The sequence below is a fragment of the Pseudomonas agronomica genome, assembly GCF_025917275.1.
Lineage (GTDB): Bacteria > Pseudomonadota > Gammaproteobacteria > Pseudomonadales > Pseudomonadaceae > Aquipseudomonas > Aquipseudomonas agronomica.
The window spans coordinates 1-14,816 of sequence record NZ_JAOSHO010000024.1 but is presented as its reverse complement, the minus strand read 5'-3'; the positions used below and the strand labels follow the sequence as shown (position 1 = coordinate 14,816).

General features: G+C 62.8%; 13 protein-coding genes. 10 read left to right on the top strand and 3 right to left on the bottom strand.

Going from position 1 to position 14,816, the window contains the following annotated elements:
• Nucleotides 1-6: 6 nt before the first annotated feature.
• From tssK to tagH, 3 genes are all read right to left on the bottom strand, one after another.
• Nucleotides 7-1,341, bottom strand: a complete 1,335-nt coding sequence (gene tssK, locus OC610_RS04085; RefSeq protein WP_264426637.1) for a type VI secretion system baseplate subunit TssK — start codon at nucleotides 1,339-1,341, stop codon at nucleotides 7-9.
• A 15-nt stretch (nucleotides 1,342-1,356) separates the two neighbouring features.
• Nucleotides 1,357-1,863, bottom strand: a complete 507-nt coding sequence (gene tssJ / locus OC610_RS04080) for a type VI secretion system lipoprotein TssJ (RefSeq protein ID WP_264426636.1) — start codon at nucleotides 1,861-1,863, stop codon at nucleotides 1,357-1,359.
• Between the two features lie 69 nt (nucleotides 1,864-1,932).
• A complete protein-coding gene (gene tagH, locus OC610_RS04075; RefSeq protein ID WP_264426635.1) occupies nucleotides 1,933-3,393 on the bottom strand; it encodes a type VI secretion system-associated FHA domain protein TagH in 1,461 nt (486 codons plus the stop codon).
• Nucleotides 3,394-3,794: 401 nt separating this feature from the next.
• Here tagH and tssA point away from each other — a divergent pair, with 401 nt between their 5' ends.
• From tssA to tssH, 10 genes are all read left to right on the top strand, one after another.
• Nucleotides 3,795-4,823, top strand: a complete 1,029-nt coding sequence (gene tssA, locus OC610_RS04070) for a type VI secretion system protein TssA (protein WP_264426634.1) — start codon at nucleotides 3,795-3,797, stop codon at nucleotides 4,821-4,823.
• 81 nt (nucleotides 4,824-4,904) lie between these two features.
• Entirely contained in the window at nucleotides 4,905-5,420 is a 516-nt protein-coding gene (tssB, locus tag OC610_RS04065) for a type VI secretion system contractile sheath small subunit (protein ID WP_025216163.1), read from the top strand.
• 12 nt (nucleotides 5,421-5,432) lie between these two features.
• Complete coding sequence (gene tssC / locus OC610_RS04060) at nucleotides 5,433-6,929, top strand: type VI secretion system contractile sheath large subunit (protein ID WP_030138240.1); 1,497 nt, start codon at nucleotides 5,433-5,435, stop codon at nucleotides 6,927-6,929.
• Between the two features lie 223 nt (nucleotides 6,930-7,152).
• Nucleotides 7,153-7,641, top strand: a complete 489-nt coding sequence (locus tag OC610_RS04055; protein WP_181290609.1) for an Hcp family type VI secretion system effector — start codon at nucleotides 7,153-7,155, stop codon at nucleotides 7,639-7,641.
• A gap of 81 nt (nucleotides 7,642-7,722) precedes the next feature.
• Complete coding sequence (locus OC610_RS04050) at nucleotides 7,723-8,175, top strand: type VI secretion system amidase effector protein Tae4 (protein WP_264426633.1); 453 nt, start codon at nucleotides 7,723-7,725, stop codon at nucleotides 8,173-8,175.
• On the top strand, nucleotides 8,175-8,600 hold the full coding sequence (locus tag OC610_RS04045; protein ID WP_264426632.1) for a hypothetical protein: 426 nt from the start codon (nucleotides 8,175-8,177) through the stop codon (nucleotides 8,598-8,600). Before OC610_RS04050 ends, OC610_RS04045 begins: the two co-directional genes overlap by 1 nt.
• The gene (gene tssE, locus OC610_RS04040; protein WP_030138236.1) at nucleotides 8,594-9,106 is read left to right on the top strand and encodes a type VI secretion system baseplate subunit TssE; all 513 of its coding nucleotides are present in this window, start codon (nucleotides 8,594-8,596) and stop codon (nucleotides 9,104-9,106) included. The genes OC610_RS04045 and tssE overlap by 7 nt, the downstream gene beginning before the upstream one ends.
• Nucleotides 9,103-10,962, top strand: coding sequence for a type VI secretion system baseplate subunit TssF (tssF, locus tag OC610_RS04035; protein ID WP_030138235.1), 1,860 nt, complete (start codon nucleotides 9,103-9,105; stop codon nucleotides 10,960-10,962). The genes tssE and tssF overlap by 4 nt, the downstream gene beginning before the upstream one ends.
• Nucleotides 10,926-11,975: a type VI secretion system baseplate subunit TssG gene (tssG, locus tag OC610_RS04030; RefSeq protein WP_264426631.1), complete on the top strand. Its 1,050-nt coding sequence runs from the start codon at nucleotides 10,926-10,928 to the stop codon at nucleotides 11,973-11,975. Before tssF ends, tssG begins: the two co-directional genes overlap by 37 nt.
• On the top strand, nucleotides 11,968-14,646 hold the full coding sequence (gene tssH, locus OC610_RS04025; protein ID WP_264426630.1) for a type VI secretion system ATPase TssH: 2,679 nt from the start codon (nucleotides 11,968-11,970) through the stop codon (nucleotides 14,644-14,646). The genes tssG and tssH overlap by 8 nt, the downstream gene beginning before the upstream one ends.
• The last annotated feature ends 170 nt before the right edge of the window (nucleotides 14,647-14,816 follow it).

The following is a 14,816-nucleotide window of genomic DNA, read 5'->3' as shown; positions in this document are numbered from 1 at the left end:
CGCGGTTTATCCTCGGATCGCCCAGAACGCCAGGTTCAACCCTGGGAACTGGCCGGCGATATGGAACGCAAAGCCACCGGAGTTGCTGAGTTGCTGCCAGTGGTCGCTGCCCCGGTCCAATTCGTAATAGGTGGAACCGGCGTGGTACGGCAGCTGACGTGGCGCCACCGGCAACGGCAGGAGGCCGATGCCCGGCAGTTGCAGGTTGACCAGGTCGCGGATGTGCTCCACCGAACCGACCTTGCTCTGCTGGCCGAAGCGGCCGCGCAGGGTTTCGGCGGGCACGTCGGCGCGCACCACGAGAATGAAGCTGGCGCTGTCGAGCAGGGTCTTGTCGGCCAGCATCGCCACGTGGATGCCGTAGGCTTTCTCGACAATCGGGATCGGCGTGGCCTTGCTGTCGATCAGCATCGACAAGGCTTCACGCAGGGCCTGCATCACCGGCGCGTAGCTGAGCGCCAGGTCATCGTGCTGGTAAGGCGGATATTGCTGCGGTCGTCGGCCGGAGGCGGTGAAGGTGGAGAACTCGCCGGCCAGGCTGACCAGTTCGCTGTAGAAACGCTCGGGGTGCAGCGGGCTCAACTGGCTCAGGTGCTGGATCAGCGGCTGGGCGCGGTTGACCAGTTGCAGCAGCATGAAATCGGCGATCTCCGAAGCGCCACCGGCACCGGACGCCACCACCCGCCCAGCCAGGGCTTCGCCACGTTGATGCAGCAGGCCCAGCAGTTCGCTGCGAAACGCCGCCAGTGGCTTGGAGGCGATGACGTCCAGCAGCGGCGGGATGTAGGCATCGTCGAGCACCAACGCACGGTCGGCACGTTTTTCCTTGATGCGCACCACGCCAATCGCGGCGTAGTCGCCGATGCCATCCTGTTCGGTCAACAAGCGCAACGCCCGGGAACCGAGGGCCACGGGCGCGCGGTTTTCGAACGGCGCGTTGTCGTCGCGCACTTCGCAGACCTGGCTGACATAACGCGCCGCGCCAAGGTCCTCGCCTTCATCCACGGTGTCGCGGGAACCGGCGCGCTTAAGCGGCAAGGCCAGGTACACCACGCCATCGCGCAGGTTGTCGTCGACGTTCAGCGGCGTTGGCGCCAGGTCATCCTGGGGAATGTTGAACGGCGTGCCGTCCGGCAACAGGCCGCGTGCCGAAATGATCGCCAGCTTGCCCTGGGCCAGCAGGCCCTGGTCGATGAGCAATTCGGAAAAACCCCAGGCGCCGGCTGACAGCGGACGGCTGCGGGCGTCGATGAGGTTCTCCAGGTAACGGTCATGCTGCTGGAAGTGCTGCGTTCCAATGAACATGCCTTCCGACCAGACCACGCGATTGTTCCAGGACATGGGGGCTCCGATTGCTTATTGGGCAGGGCTGGATGGGGTAACGACGACGGCGCTGCGCACGGCGCGCACGTCGAGGCTGATCTGGTATTCGGTGTATTGGCGCGGCGGGACATTCATCACCGTGCGCCACAGCGACTGGTCCAGCTCGCGATAGCCCACCAGGATTCCGATGTGCCGCGTGGAAGGGTCGAGGTCGCGTTGCAGGCTCAATTGCTGGCCGGGCTGGATCAGCACTTCGTCCTGGTCGATCAGGTCGGCGCCGAGGGTGGCCTGGGCTCGCTCGGCCAAGGCGAAATAATCCGAACGGCCAAAGGTCGCGGCATTCTTCAGTTCGAAAATGCGCACCCGGACCGGGGCCGGCTGGCCGGTGGCACCGGGGTTGAGGCCGGCAATGGCATGGAAATGCAACTCGATGGCGGCGGTGTCGGCCTCAGCTTCTTCGGGCTGGGGTGGGGCCGCATCCTTGGCGCACGCCGTCAGCAGAAGCGCGGCGGCGACTGCGAGTAAAAACCTGGGAATCATCCTGCGTCCTCAATGACGTTTGAGCTATCCGTTGTTGACTTGATCAGTATTGTTATAAGACGGCGCCGCTCAACGGCGTCGCTGTCGTGTGCTGTGCTCTTCGTAGGCGCGGCTGAATTCGCGACCGAACAGGTCCTGGAAATCCTCCTGGGCCTCGCGGGAAATGTTGCTGTAGAGCTCGGTGAATTGCTGCCAGTACTGGGCCTGTCGCGAGCCGCTGAAAATGCCCGACAGCCCACCGGGCTTGCCCATGCGCTCTTCCAGTTGCGCCGGCTCGAAACGCGCCAGCAAATGCTTGATCGCCGCTTCCACGCCGGCCATCACCGCCAGTTGGTGGGCACGCAGATCATCGAAGCTGTCGCGCACCGCCGCATCCGGCGCCATGAACGCCTGGTTGCCATGGCGCAGCAGCAACAGCAGCGCTTCGTCGACATTGGGGGCGAACTTCAGCGGGTTGTTTTCCACCGGCTGGATCATCGTCTGCTGGATGCGGAATTCACCCTTGAGGCTGCTGCGGGCGCGCAGTACATCGATCAGGCCTTCGACCATCAGCCGATAACTGCGACCGATGCTATCCATCTGGGCTTCGGCGTTGGCCTTGTCCAGGCGCAACTGATCCAGCCCGGCGCCACGCAGGAAGGCTTGCAGCAGGTCCGGTTGAGAGGTTTGCGCCGGGGTGGCTGTCGGCTCGACGCGGCTGACCGGCGCTTCTTGCTGTGGCGCGGATTCAATCGGCGCAACAACTTCAACCACAGGGATCGGCGGCGGGGGTACTGGTTCAAGCACCGGCAGCGGCGGCATGGAAACCGGCTCAGGCAGCGGCGCGACGGGTATCGGTGCCACCACCACGGGCTTGTCGCTGAACGGGTCCCAGTCATCCGGGATGACCGGGGCGGACGTCACGGCCACCGGCTCGAACACCGGCTCAGTCATTGGAGGTGGGCTCGGGCGTGGAATCGGCGTAGGCGGACGGAAATCATGCTGCTCGGCCGGCACATGGTCCGGCTGGGTGGCCGGCGGGACGCTGGTCGGCGCAAGGAAATCGAACAGGTCAGGCAGCGTGTCCATCGACGACACGCCCTGGAAATGCGCCGGCGTACTCACGGGCATTGGCGAAGGCGTATGCACGGGGGCACTCTGGCGTCCCATCAAGGCTTCGAAACTGCTGGGGGCTTCGGCGAACGGGTTGCTGTCGGTCATCGGCAGGTCGAAGTCCACCCGCGCCTGGATCTCGTAGTCACCGATGCGGATCACTTCGCCGTCCTGCAACGGCTCGCTGTTACCTTTGCGAAGGCGAATACCGGCCTTGACCAATTCCACACCGTTAGTGCTGTTATCGGTCAAGTAGTAGCGCCCATCCTTATATTGGATAACGCAATGTTTGCCCGAGACCAGGCGCTCCGGATCCGGCAATACCCAGTCATTATCGGAATTGCGGCCAATTGCCATCACTCCCTGGCCCAAGGTCTTTTCAGAGCACTGTCCGGGGGTAATCTTGTGATAACTAGTGATAGTCAAACACAGCGGCATCTCGCCTCCTTGCTGAATACTTCTTGTCGCCGACGATACATTGGGAGCGGCGCCGGCTATGCGCCACACACCTTGCAAACAACCCGAAACGGCTTTTTGCCAGCACGATTGCTGATCTTAACCGGCCCGCATGACAAAAACCCTGCATCGGTGCGCGCTTCGACCCATGGGTCGCGCGGGTTGTTAAGCACCTCACAACTGTCACATCGGCGAAATAGCTTACCTTGACAACGGATAAGTACTACACCAAAAATGCACAACTTCTTGAATATACATGATGGCACTTTAAGATCATCTCGCACTTATAGCGCCATTATCGTCAAGGAACATGTGAAGTTTCATCCGAAACTTGCGTGTGCACTGCCCGACTTCTTCAGCGGGTGATAGGGAGATCGATCCAAGTGGATGTGCCTTTGTTGCTCGCCGCCGTTTCCGCGAATTCGCCTTGCGGTGAAGACCTGGAATATGACGCGGATTTCTTGCGCCTGGAACGCGACTCTCGGGGCCAACCCGAGCGCAGCATGGGCGATTCGATCCTGCCTGCCGAACCTCCCGAGTGGCGCAGCATCCAGCAGCAGAGCCTGGACCTGCTGCAACGCAGCAAAGACCTGCGCATCACCCATTTCCTGTTGCAAAGCTCCCTGGCCCTGGAAGGCATTCCCGGCCTCGCCCGCGTACTGACGCTGATCAGCGAACTGCTCAAGCAGTATTGGGCTGATCTGCATCCGCGCCTGGACGCCGATGACGATAACGACCCCACCGTGCGCATCAATGCCCTCGCCGGCCTGACCTCTGACGTCACCATTCGCTTGCTGCGCGAAAGCATCCTGGCCCGCTCGCGGACATTCGGTGCCGTCAGCCTGCGCGCCGCCGCCAATGCCAGCGGCTTGCAGAGTTTTGCCGATGAAAGCCTCGGTGCCGAACAGCTTGCCGGGGCCCTGCTCGACAGCGATCCCGAGCAGTTGGAAACCATCCGTGCCGCCCTGCTCGAAGCCCGCAGCGCCGCCGAAGCCATCGAACAGCAAGTCAGCGACCAGGTCGGTTCCGCCCAGGGCGTGGACCTCGGCCCGTTGAAACAACCGCTGAAGATGGCCCTGCAGATTCTCGGTCAGTTCGCCCCACAGAGCGGCGACAGCGACCTCGCCGATCCCGTCGAACCCGACCACACCGCGCCGGCTGAACACACCAGCGCACCGAGCGCGCCGCGCAACAGTACCGTCCCGGGGGAAATCAACAACCGTGACGACGTGCTGCGCAGCCTGGACCGGATCCTGGCGTACTACACCCGCCACGAGCCCTCCAGCCCGCTGCCGGTGCTGTTGAACCGGGCGAAGAATCTGGTGCACGCCGACTTTGCGGCGATCGTGCGCAATCTGATTCCCGACGGCATGAGTCAATTTGAAAACCTGCGCGGCCCGGAAAGCGAATAAAAAGCGAGCGGATCACGCAGTCACGTCATGGGTACCCCCGATGACGCCAACACCGTCGCTCAAGCGACCAGGAGCAGCAACGTGGCGAAGCAAAGTTCTCAGAAATTCATCGCGCGCAACCGCGCGCCTCGAGTGCAGATCGAGTACGACGTCGAGCTCTACGGCGCCGAGAAAAAGGTCCAGTTGCCCTTCGTCATGGGCGTCATGGCCGACCTCGCCGGCAAGCCCGCCGAGCCTCTGGCACCGGTGGCCGATCGCAAGTTCCTCGAGATCGATGTCGACAATTTCGACTCGCGCCTCAAGGCCATGCAGCCGCGCGTGGCGTTCCACGTGCCTAACGAACTGACCGGCGAAGGCAACCTGAGCCTGGACCTGACCTTCGAAAGCATGGACGACTTCAGCCCGGCAGCCGTGGCGCGCAAGGTCGATTCGCTGAACAAGCTGCTCGAAGCGCGCACTCAGTTGGCCAACCTGCTGACCTACATGGACGGCAAGACCGGCGCCGAGGAAATCATCATGAAGGCGATCAAGGACCCAGCGCTGTTGCAGGCCCTGGCGAGCGCGCCGAAGCCCGCCGACGCAGAGCCCAAGGCTTAAGGACTAACGATCATGAACGATTTGGTACGCGACAATCAGCCCCAGAACCTGGGCGCCACCGAAGAAACCAGCGAGTTCGCCTCGCTGTTGCTGCAAGAATTCAAACCCAAGACCGAACGCGCCCGCGAAGCCGTCGAGACCGCCGTTCGCACCCTGGCCGAACAGGCCCTGGCGCAGACCGACCTGGTGTCCAACGACGCCATCAAGTCGATCGAGTCGATCATCGCCGCCATCGACGCCAAGCTCACCGCCCAGGTCAACCAGGTCATCCACCACCCGGATTTCCAGCAGTTGGAAAGCGCCTGGCGTGGCCTGCACTACCTGGTCAACAACACCGAGACCGATGAGCAGCTCAAGATCCGCGTGCTCAACATCTCCAAGCCCGACCTGCACAAGACCCTGAAGAAATTCAAGGGCACCGCGTGGGACCAGAGCCCGATCTTCAAGAAGATGTACGAAGAAGAATACGGCCAGTTCGGCGGCGAGCCTTACGGCTGCCTGGTGGGCGACTACTACTTCGACCAGTCGCCACCGGACGTGGAACTGCTGGGCGAACTGTCGAAAGTCTGCGCCGCGATGCACGCACCGTTCATTGCCGCTGCTTCGCCGACCGTGATGGGCATGGGCTCCTGGCAGGAACTGTCGAACCCGCGCGACCTGACCAAGATCTTCACCACCCCGGAATACGCCGGCTGGCGTTCGCTGCGTGAATCGGAAGACTCGCGCTACATCGGCCTGACCATGCCACGTTTCCTGGCGCGCCTGCCGTATGGCGCCAAGACCGATCCGGTGGAAGCCTTCGCCTTCGAAGAAAACACCGACGGCGCCGACAGCTCCAAGTACACCTGGGCCAACGCTGCGTACGCGATGGCGGTGAACATCAACCGTTCCTTCAAACACTTCGGCTGGTGCTCGCGCATCCGTGGCGTGGAGTCGGGCGGTGAAGTGGAAAACCTGCCGGCCCACACGTTCCCGACCGACGACGGCGGCGTGGACATGAAGTGCCCGACCGAGATCGCCATTTCGGACCGCCGTGAAGCGGAACTGGCGAAGAACGGTTTCATGCCGCTGCTGCACAAGAAAAACACCGACTTCGCCGCGTTCATCGGCGCCCAGTCGCTGCAGAAACCGGCCGAATACGACGACCCGGACGCCACCGCCAACGCCAACCTGGCCGCGCGCCTGCCGTACCTGTTCGCCACCTGCCGTTTCGCCCATTACCTGAAGTGCATCGTGCGCGACAAGATCGGTTCCTTCAAAGAGAAGGACGAGATGCAGCGCTGGTTGCAGGACTGGATCCTCAACTACGTCGACGGCGATCCGGCGCACTCCACCGAGACCACCAAGGCCCAGCATCCGTTGGCTGCCGCTGAAGTGATCGTCGAAGAAGTCGAAGGCAACCCGGGGTATTACAACTCCAAGTTCTACCTGCGCCCGCACTACCAGCTCGAAGGGCTGACCGTGTCGCTGCGCCTGGTATCGAAACTGCCTTCGGCCAAGGGCGCGTAAAGCTTTACTGAGCGGTACAAGGGCCAATGTGGGAGCGAGCTTGCTCGCGATAGCGGAGTGTCAGGCATGCTCATGACAACTGATCCACCGCCATCGCGAGCAAGCTCGCTCCCACAGGGGATCTTCAGTGGATTGGAGATCGCCTGCGTAACGTTCAACAGCAGTAATTTCGCAAGGTCAGCGTCAACCAAACAATGTGGTAGAGACCACACAGGGAGAAAACATGGCTGTTGATATTTTCATCAAGATTGGCGACATCAAGGGCGAGTCCATGGACAAGGCCCACAAGGACGAGATCGACGTCCTGAACTGGAGCTGGGGCATGTCCCAGTCCGGCAACATGCACGTCGGCAGCGGCGGTGGCGCGGGCAAGGTCAATATCCAGGACCTGTCGCTGACCAAGTACGTCGACAAGGCGTCGCCGAACCTGATGATGCACTGCGCCAGCGGCAAGCACGTCGACAAGGTCAAGCTGACCGTACGCAAGGCCGGCGGTGAAAACCAGGTCGAATACATGATCATCAACCTGGAAGAAGTGCTGATCACTTCCCTGAGCACCGGTGGCTCGGGCAGCGATGATCGCCTGACCGAAAACATCACCCTGAACTTCGCCAAGGTGCTGGTCGACTACCAGCCGCAGAAAGCCGACGGCACCAAGGAAGGCGGCCCGGTCAAGTTCGGCTGGAACATCCGTCAGAACGTCAAGGTGTAATCGAACACACCCCCGGTGCCACGCGCCGGGGGTGTTTGGTGCTTGCTCGCATCCCATCCTCTTCTGTCCGGTGCCTGAGTCATGGCCAAGCCTTCGTTTATCAATTTGTGGAAAGCCTATTCCGATTTGCTGGTGACCCATCCCGACGCGAAACCTTGCGACGGTCCTTGGGCGAACCAGTGCGCGATTCGCATGAGCCTGACGCTCAACGCGGAGAAGTCCATCAAGGTCAACAAGTCCACCTACACCGATCCCAAGTGTGCCCATGAACACGCCAGGGGCGCCGAATCGCTGGCGAACTGGTTGTGGAAGAACCATCTGGGGCGTCCGACCATCCTCAGCAATAGCGCCGCCGACCGGCAGAAGTTGATGGGCAAGACCGGGTTGATTTTCTTCAAGGATTGTTTCCAACAGTCAGGAGAGACCCCGGAAGGTCGTAGCGGCGACCATATCGATTTATGGAATCGTGGTCTGACCCAAACCAGCGACCTGTTCTACCGTTCCAAGAAGGTCTGGTTCTGGGAGCTCATCTAATGAAGAAGCCCGCGCTCGCCCTATGCCTGGCGACAAGCCTGATCAGCCTGAGCGCATGCGCCGAGCATGCCGATACGCTGACCACGCAAGCCGATTTCGTTGGTCAGCAGCTCAAGCTAGTCGACGACCAAGGCCAGTGCACACTGGTAAAACCTGACCAGAGCCGCATGAAACTGGACATGGAATGGCCTTGCGGCTTTAGTCTGGATAAACAGCAGAAACTGCGCGTGGAAATGTTCAACAACATCCCTATATTCGCGGTTTGGCGCAGCGAACACATGCCGGCCCCCAGCCGCGATTGCCTGAGCAAAATGCAGGCTATTCGTCAGATGCCGGCAGGTTTCGAGGCGGGAACGGTCAGCGTCTATGCGGCTTGCGGCTCCGGCGGCGACCAAAAAATGTATGTAGCGCCTTTCTCGTGGTAACCGAAATCGCCACCCGCGATCGCCTGCAACCGTCCCTGCTGGACCGGCTGACCGACGACGATCCGACCAATCCCAAGGAAAGCGCCGACAAACGCGTGCTGTCCCTTACCCAGTTGAAAGCCTCGGTGCTGCGTGACCTGGCATGGCTGCTCAACACCACTTCGCTGCTCGACGACGATGCCACGCTGCACACGGCGGCGGGCACGTCGGTGGTGAATTTCGGGCTGCCGGCGCTGGCGGGCAACAGTGCTTCGAACGTTGATGTCCCCGCGCTGGAAACCTTGATCCACCAGGCCATCGCCACGTTCGAGCCGCGCATCCTGCGCCACACCTTGCGCGTGCGGGCCCGGGCGACGGCCGAGATGAACCACAACGCCCTGAGCTTCGAGATCGAAGGCGATCTCTGGGCGCAGCCGGTGCCGCTGCGCCTGATGCTGCAAACCGACCTGGACCTGGAAACCGGCCACGTGCGCGTGGTCAACGCCGACCAGCGGAGACGCCCATGAACCCGCGCCTGCTGGAGCTGTACAACCAGGAACTGCACCACGTGCGCGAAAGCGCCGCGGAGTTCGCCAAGGAATACCCAAAGATCGCCAGCCGGCTGACCCTGGCCGGCATGGACTGCGCCGACCCGTATGTCGAGCGCCTGCTGGAAGGCTTCGCCTATCTGACGGCGCGGGTGCAACTCAAGCTCGACGCCGAGTACCCGACCTTCACCCACAACTTGCTGGAGATCGCCTACCCGCACTACCTGGCGCCGACACCGTCGATGACCGTGGTGCAGATGCAGGCCGACCCGGACGAAGGCTCCCTGAGCAGTGGTTTCCCGCTGCCCCGCGACACCATCATGCGCGCCGCCCTGGGTCGCGAATCCCAGACCTGCTGCGAGTACCGCACCGCCCACGCGGTGACGTTGTGGCCGTTGCAGGTCAGCCAGGCCGAATATTTCGGCAATCCGTCCGCCGTGCTCGGGCGCCTGGCCGCCAGCGAACCGAAAGCCAAGGCCGGCCTGCGCCTGACCCTGCGCACCGGCGCCGAGCTGCCATTCAACAGCCTGGCCCTGGACAACCTGCCGCTGTACCTCAGCGGCGCTGACGAGCAGCCCTTCCGTCTTTACGAACAACTGCTGGGCAACGCCTGCGCGGTGTTCGCGCGCCAGCCCGGCGGCAATTGGGTCGAACGGCTGCCCCAGGATGCGTTGCGCTCCCAGGGTTTCGATGACGCCGAGGCCGCGCTGCCAGTGGTGTCGCGGGCATTCCAGGGTTATCGCCTGCTGCAGGAATATTTCGCCCTGCCCCACCGTTTCCTGTTTGTCGACTTCACCCAGTTGAGTCGCGCGGTCAAGCGCTGCGACGGCCAGGAACTGGAGTTGATCGTGCTGTTCGACCGTCACGATCCGAGCCTGGAAGGCAGCGTCGGCGCCTCGCAGTTCCTGCCGTTCTGCACCCCGGCGATCAACCTGTTTCCCAAGCGCCTGGACCGCATTCACTTGTCGGACCGGGTCAATGAACACCACGTGATTGCCGACCGCACCCGGCCGATGGATTTCGAAGTGCATTCGCTGACCGGGCTGACCGGCCACGGCACCGGGCCGGAGCAACCGTTCCTGCCGTTCTATGCCGTGCGCGATCCGTCCCGCTATGGGCGCGACAAGGCCTATTACACCGTACGGCGCGAACCCCGCGTGCTATCCAGCGACCAACGCCGCAACGGCCCGCGCTCAACCTACGTCGGCAGCGAGACCTTTGTCAGCCTCGTGGACAGCCAGCAAGCGCCCTATCGCCACGACTTGCGCCAGCTGGGCGTGACCGCGCTGTGCACCAACCGCGACCTGCCGCTGTTCATGAGCGTGGGCAATGGCAAGACCGACTTCACCCTCGCCGACAGTGCGCCGGTGGGCGCGGTGCGCTGCGTCGCCGGGCCCAGTCGGCCGCGGGCCAGCCATGCCCACGATGCCAAGGCCTGGCGGTTGATCAGCCAGTTGTCGCTGAACTACTTGTCATTGAGCGAGCAAGGCCAGGGCGCCGCCGCGCTGCGTGAACTGCTGCGCCTGTACGGCGACAGCAACGACGCGGCGCTGCAATTGCAGATCGAAGGCCTGCGCGAGGTCAGCAGCAAGCCCTGCACCCGGCGCCTGCCGATGCCCGGGCCGATCGTCTTCGGACGTGGCCTGGAGATCACCCTGGAATTCGATGAAAACGCGTTTCGCGGCACCGGGGTGTTCCTGCTCGGCGCGGTGCTGGAACGCTTCCTGGCACGCTACGTGTCGATCAACAGTTTTACCGAGACGGTGATCCGTACCACCGAACGCGGCGAGATCATGCGATGGAAAGCCAAGCCCGGACGTCGTCCGACCCTGTGAGTACCCTGGAAGCGATGCACCAGGAACCCTGGGAATACGACTTCTTCCAGGCGTTGCGGCGCATTGAATGCGAAACGCCCGAGCTGCCGCGGCTGGGCCATTCCCTGCGCCTGGCCGATGACCCGTTGCGCCTCGGGCAACAGGCCGAGTGCACCTTCGCCCCCGCGACACTGGCCTCGGTGCAACCGGGCGTGGACGGTGCGCCGGCGCGCCTGGAGCAGTTCTTCTTCGGCCTCGGCGGCCCCAACGGCCCGATGCCGCTGCACATCACCGAGTACGTGCGCGAACGTCAGCGCAACAATGGCGACAGCACCAGCAAGCGCTTCCTCGACGTGTTCCACCATCGCCTGCTCAGCCTGTTCTACCGGGCCTGGGCCGAAGCGCGGCCAACGGTCAGCCATGATCGCCCGGACGATGACTATTGGTCGGCGCGCCTGGCGGCACTCAGCGGCCGGGGCATGCCGAGCCTGCTCAACCAGGGGTTGATCCCCGACACGGCGAAGCTGCACTACAGCGGCCACCTCTCGGCGCAAACCCGTTACCCGGACGGCTTGAAGGCGATCCTCAGCGAGTACTTCGGCCTGCCGGTGGAGATCGAAGAATACGTCGGCCAATGGCTGGAACTGCCGGAACGCAGCCGCGTGGGCGTCAACGCTCAACTGGGCGTGGACTTCTGCCTGGGCCGTTTCGTCTGGGATCGCCAGCACAAATTCCGCATTCGCCTGGGGCCACTCAAGCTCGTCGACTACATGGGCATGCTGCCCGGCAGCCAACCGTTCAACGAGCTGGTGGCCTGGGTCGCCGAATACCTGGGCCACGAGCTGGACTGGGACCTGAACCTGGTCCTGGAACAGCCCGAAGTGCCCGCACTACAACTCAATGGCCGTTTCCGCCTGGGCTTCAACACCTGGCTGGGACGTCCTGAAAAAGATGCCAACGATCTAATACTGGCCAGGCATTACGCCGATCAGGCCAACACCTCACAGACCTCAAGGAGCCATGAGCATGGGTGAAATCAGTCGCGCCGCGTTGTTCGGCAAACTCAACAGCGTGGCCTACAAAGCCATCGAAGCCGCCACCGTATTCTGCAAATTGCGCGGTAACCCTTACGTGGAACTGGCCCACTGGTTTCATCAGTTGCTGCAACTGCAGGACTCGGACCTGCACCGCATCATTCGCCAGTTCAACATCGAGCCGGCGCGCCTGGCCCGTGATTTGACCGAAGCGCTGGACCGGTTGCCACGGGGCTCGACGTCGATCACTGACCTGTCTTCCCATGTCGAAGAAGCCGTGGAACGCGGCTGGGTCTACGGCAGCCTGATGTTCGGCGAAAGCCAGGTGCGCACCGGTTATCTGGTGCTCGGCATCCTCAAGACGCCGAGCCTGCGCCATGCGCTGCTGGGCCTGTCGTCGGAGTTCGACAAGGTCAAGGTCGAAGCCCTGAGCGAACGTTTCGACGAATACGTCGGCGACTCGCCGGAAAACGCCCTGACCGCCAGCGACGGTTTCAACGCCGGCGCCGTGCCGGGCGAAGCCAGCGGCGCCATGGCCCCCAGTGCCATGGGCAAGCAAGAGGCGCTCAAGCGCTTTACCGTCGACCTCACCGAGCAGGCCCGCAGCGGCAAGCTCGACCCGATCGTGGGCCGTGACGAAGAGATTCGCCAACTGGTGGACATCCTCATGCGCCGCCGGCAGAACAACCCGATCCTCACCGGTGAAGCCGGCGTGGGCAAGACCGCCGTGGTCGAAGGCTTCGCCCTGCGCATCGTCGCCGGCGACGTGCCGCCGTCCCTCAAGGACGTGGAACTGCGCAGCCTTGACGTGGGCCTGTTGCAAGCCGGCGCAAGCATGAAAGGTGAATTCGAACAGCGCCTGCGCCAGGTCATCGAAGACGTCCAGGCCTCGCCCAAGCCGATCATCCTGTTCATCGACGAAGCCCACACCCTGGTGGGTGCCGGTGGCGCCGCCGGCACGGGCGACGCGGCCAACCTGCTCAAGCCGGCATTGGCCCGCGGCACCTTGCGCACCGTGGCCGCCACGACCTGGGCCGAGTACAAGAAGCACATCGAAAAAGACCCGGCCCTGACCCGTCGTTTCCAAGTGGTGCAAGTGGCCGAGCCGTCGGAAGACAAAGCCCTGCTGATGATGCGCGGCGTGGCCTCGACCATGGAAAAACACCATCAGGTGCAGATCCTCGACGAAGCCCTGGAAGCCTCGGTCAAGCTGTCCCACCGCTACATTCCCGCGCGCCAGTTGCCGGACAAATCCGTGAGCCTGCTGGACACCGCCTGCGCCCGCGTCGCCATCAGCCTGCACGCCGTACCGGCCGAAGTAGACGACAGCCGTCGCCGCATCGAGGCGCTGGAAACCGAACTGCAGATCATCGCCCGTGAACACGCGATTGGCGTCGCCATCGGCAGCCGCCAGACCCACAGCGAAAGCCTGCTGAGTGCCGAGCGCGAGCGTTTGGCCGAGCTGGAAAGCCGCTGGGCCGAAGAGAAAACCCTGGTGGACGAATTGCTGGAAACCCGCGCCACCCTGCGCGAGCGCGTTGGCGTGGTGGACAGTGAGGACGGCAGCGAAACCAGTCATGAACTGCGCGAGAAACTGGTGGACCTGCAACAGCGCCTGACGGCCCTGCAAGGTGAAAACCCGCTGATCCTGCCGACCGTGGATTACCAGGCCGTGGCCTCGGTGGTTGCCGACTGGACCGGTATCCCGGTGGGCCGCATGGCCCGCAACGAATTGGAAACCGTGCTCAACCTCGACCAGCACCTGAAGAAACGCATCATCGGCCAGGACCACGCCTTGCAGATGATCGCCAAGCGCATCCAGACCTCCCGCGCCGGCCTCGACAACCCGAGCAAACCGATCGGCGTGTTCATGCTCGCCGGCACCTCCGGCGTGGGCAAGACCGAAACCGCCCTGGCCCTGGCCGAAGCCATGTACGGCGGCGAGCAGAACGTCATCACCATCAACATGAGCGAGTTCCAGGAAGCCCACACCGTGTCCACCCTCAAGGGCGCGCCACCGGGCTACATCGGCTACGGCGAAGGCGGCGTGCTGACCGAAGCCGTGCGGCGCAAACCGTACAGCGTGGTGCTGCTGGACGAGGTGGAAAAAGCCCACCCGGACGTGCACGAAATCTTCTTCCAGGTGTTCGACAAAGGCGTGATGGAGGACGGCGAAGGCCGAGTGATCGACTTCAAGAACACCTTGATCCTGCTGACCACCAACGCCGGCACCGAGCTGATCGCCCAGGTCTGCAAGGACCCGCAGAACGTGCCCGAGCCGGAAGAAATCGCCAAGGCCCTGCGCCAGCCGCTGCTGGAAATTTTCCCGCCGGCCCTGCTCGGTCGTCTGGTGACGATCCCGTACTACCCGCTCAGCGACGAGATGCTCAAGGCCATCACCCGCCTGCAACTCAACCGCATCAAGAAGCGCGTGGAGAGCACCCACAAGGTCGCCTTCGACTACGACGACGCGGTGATCGACCTGATCGTCTCGCGTTGCACCGAAACCGAAAGCGGCGGGCGCATGATCGACACCATCCTGACCAACAGCCTGTTGCCGGACATGAGCCGCGAGTTCCTCACCCGCATGCTCGAAGGCAAGGCCATGGCCGGAGTGCGGATCAGCGCGGTGGACAACGAACTGAAGTACGATTTCAGCGACGCGGCCTGATTTCAGGTAACACCGCACGACCCTGTGGGAGCGAGCTTGCTCGCGATAGCGGTATGTCAGTCAACATGGATGTTGAATGTGACTGCGCTATCGCGAGCAAGCTCGCTCCCACAGTTGATTGCGTTACTCCAGTTACTACCATTTGCACGAGATAACCGATGCTATTCAAC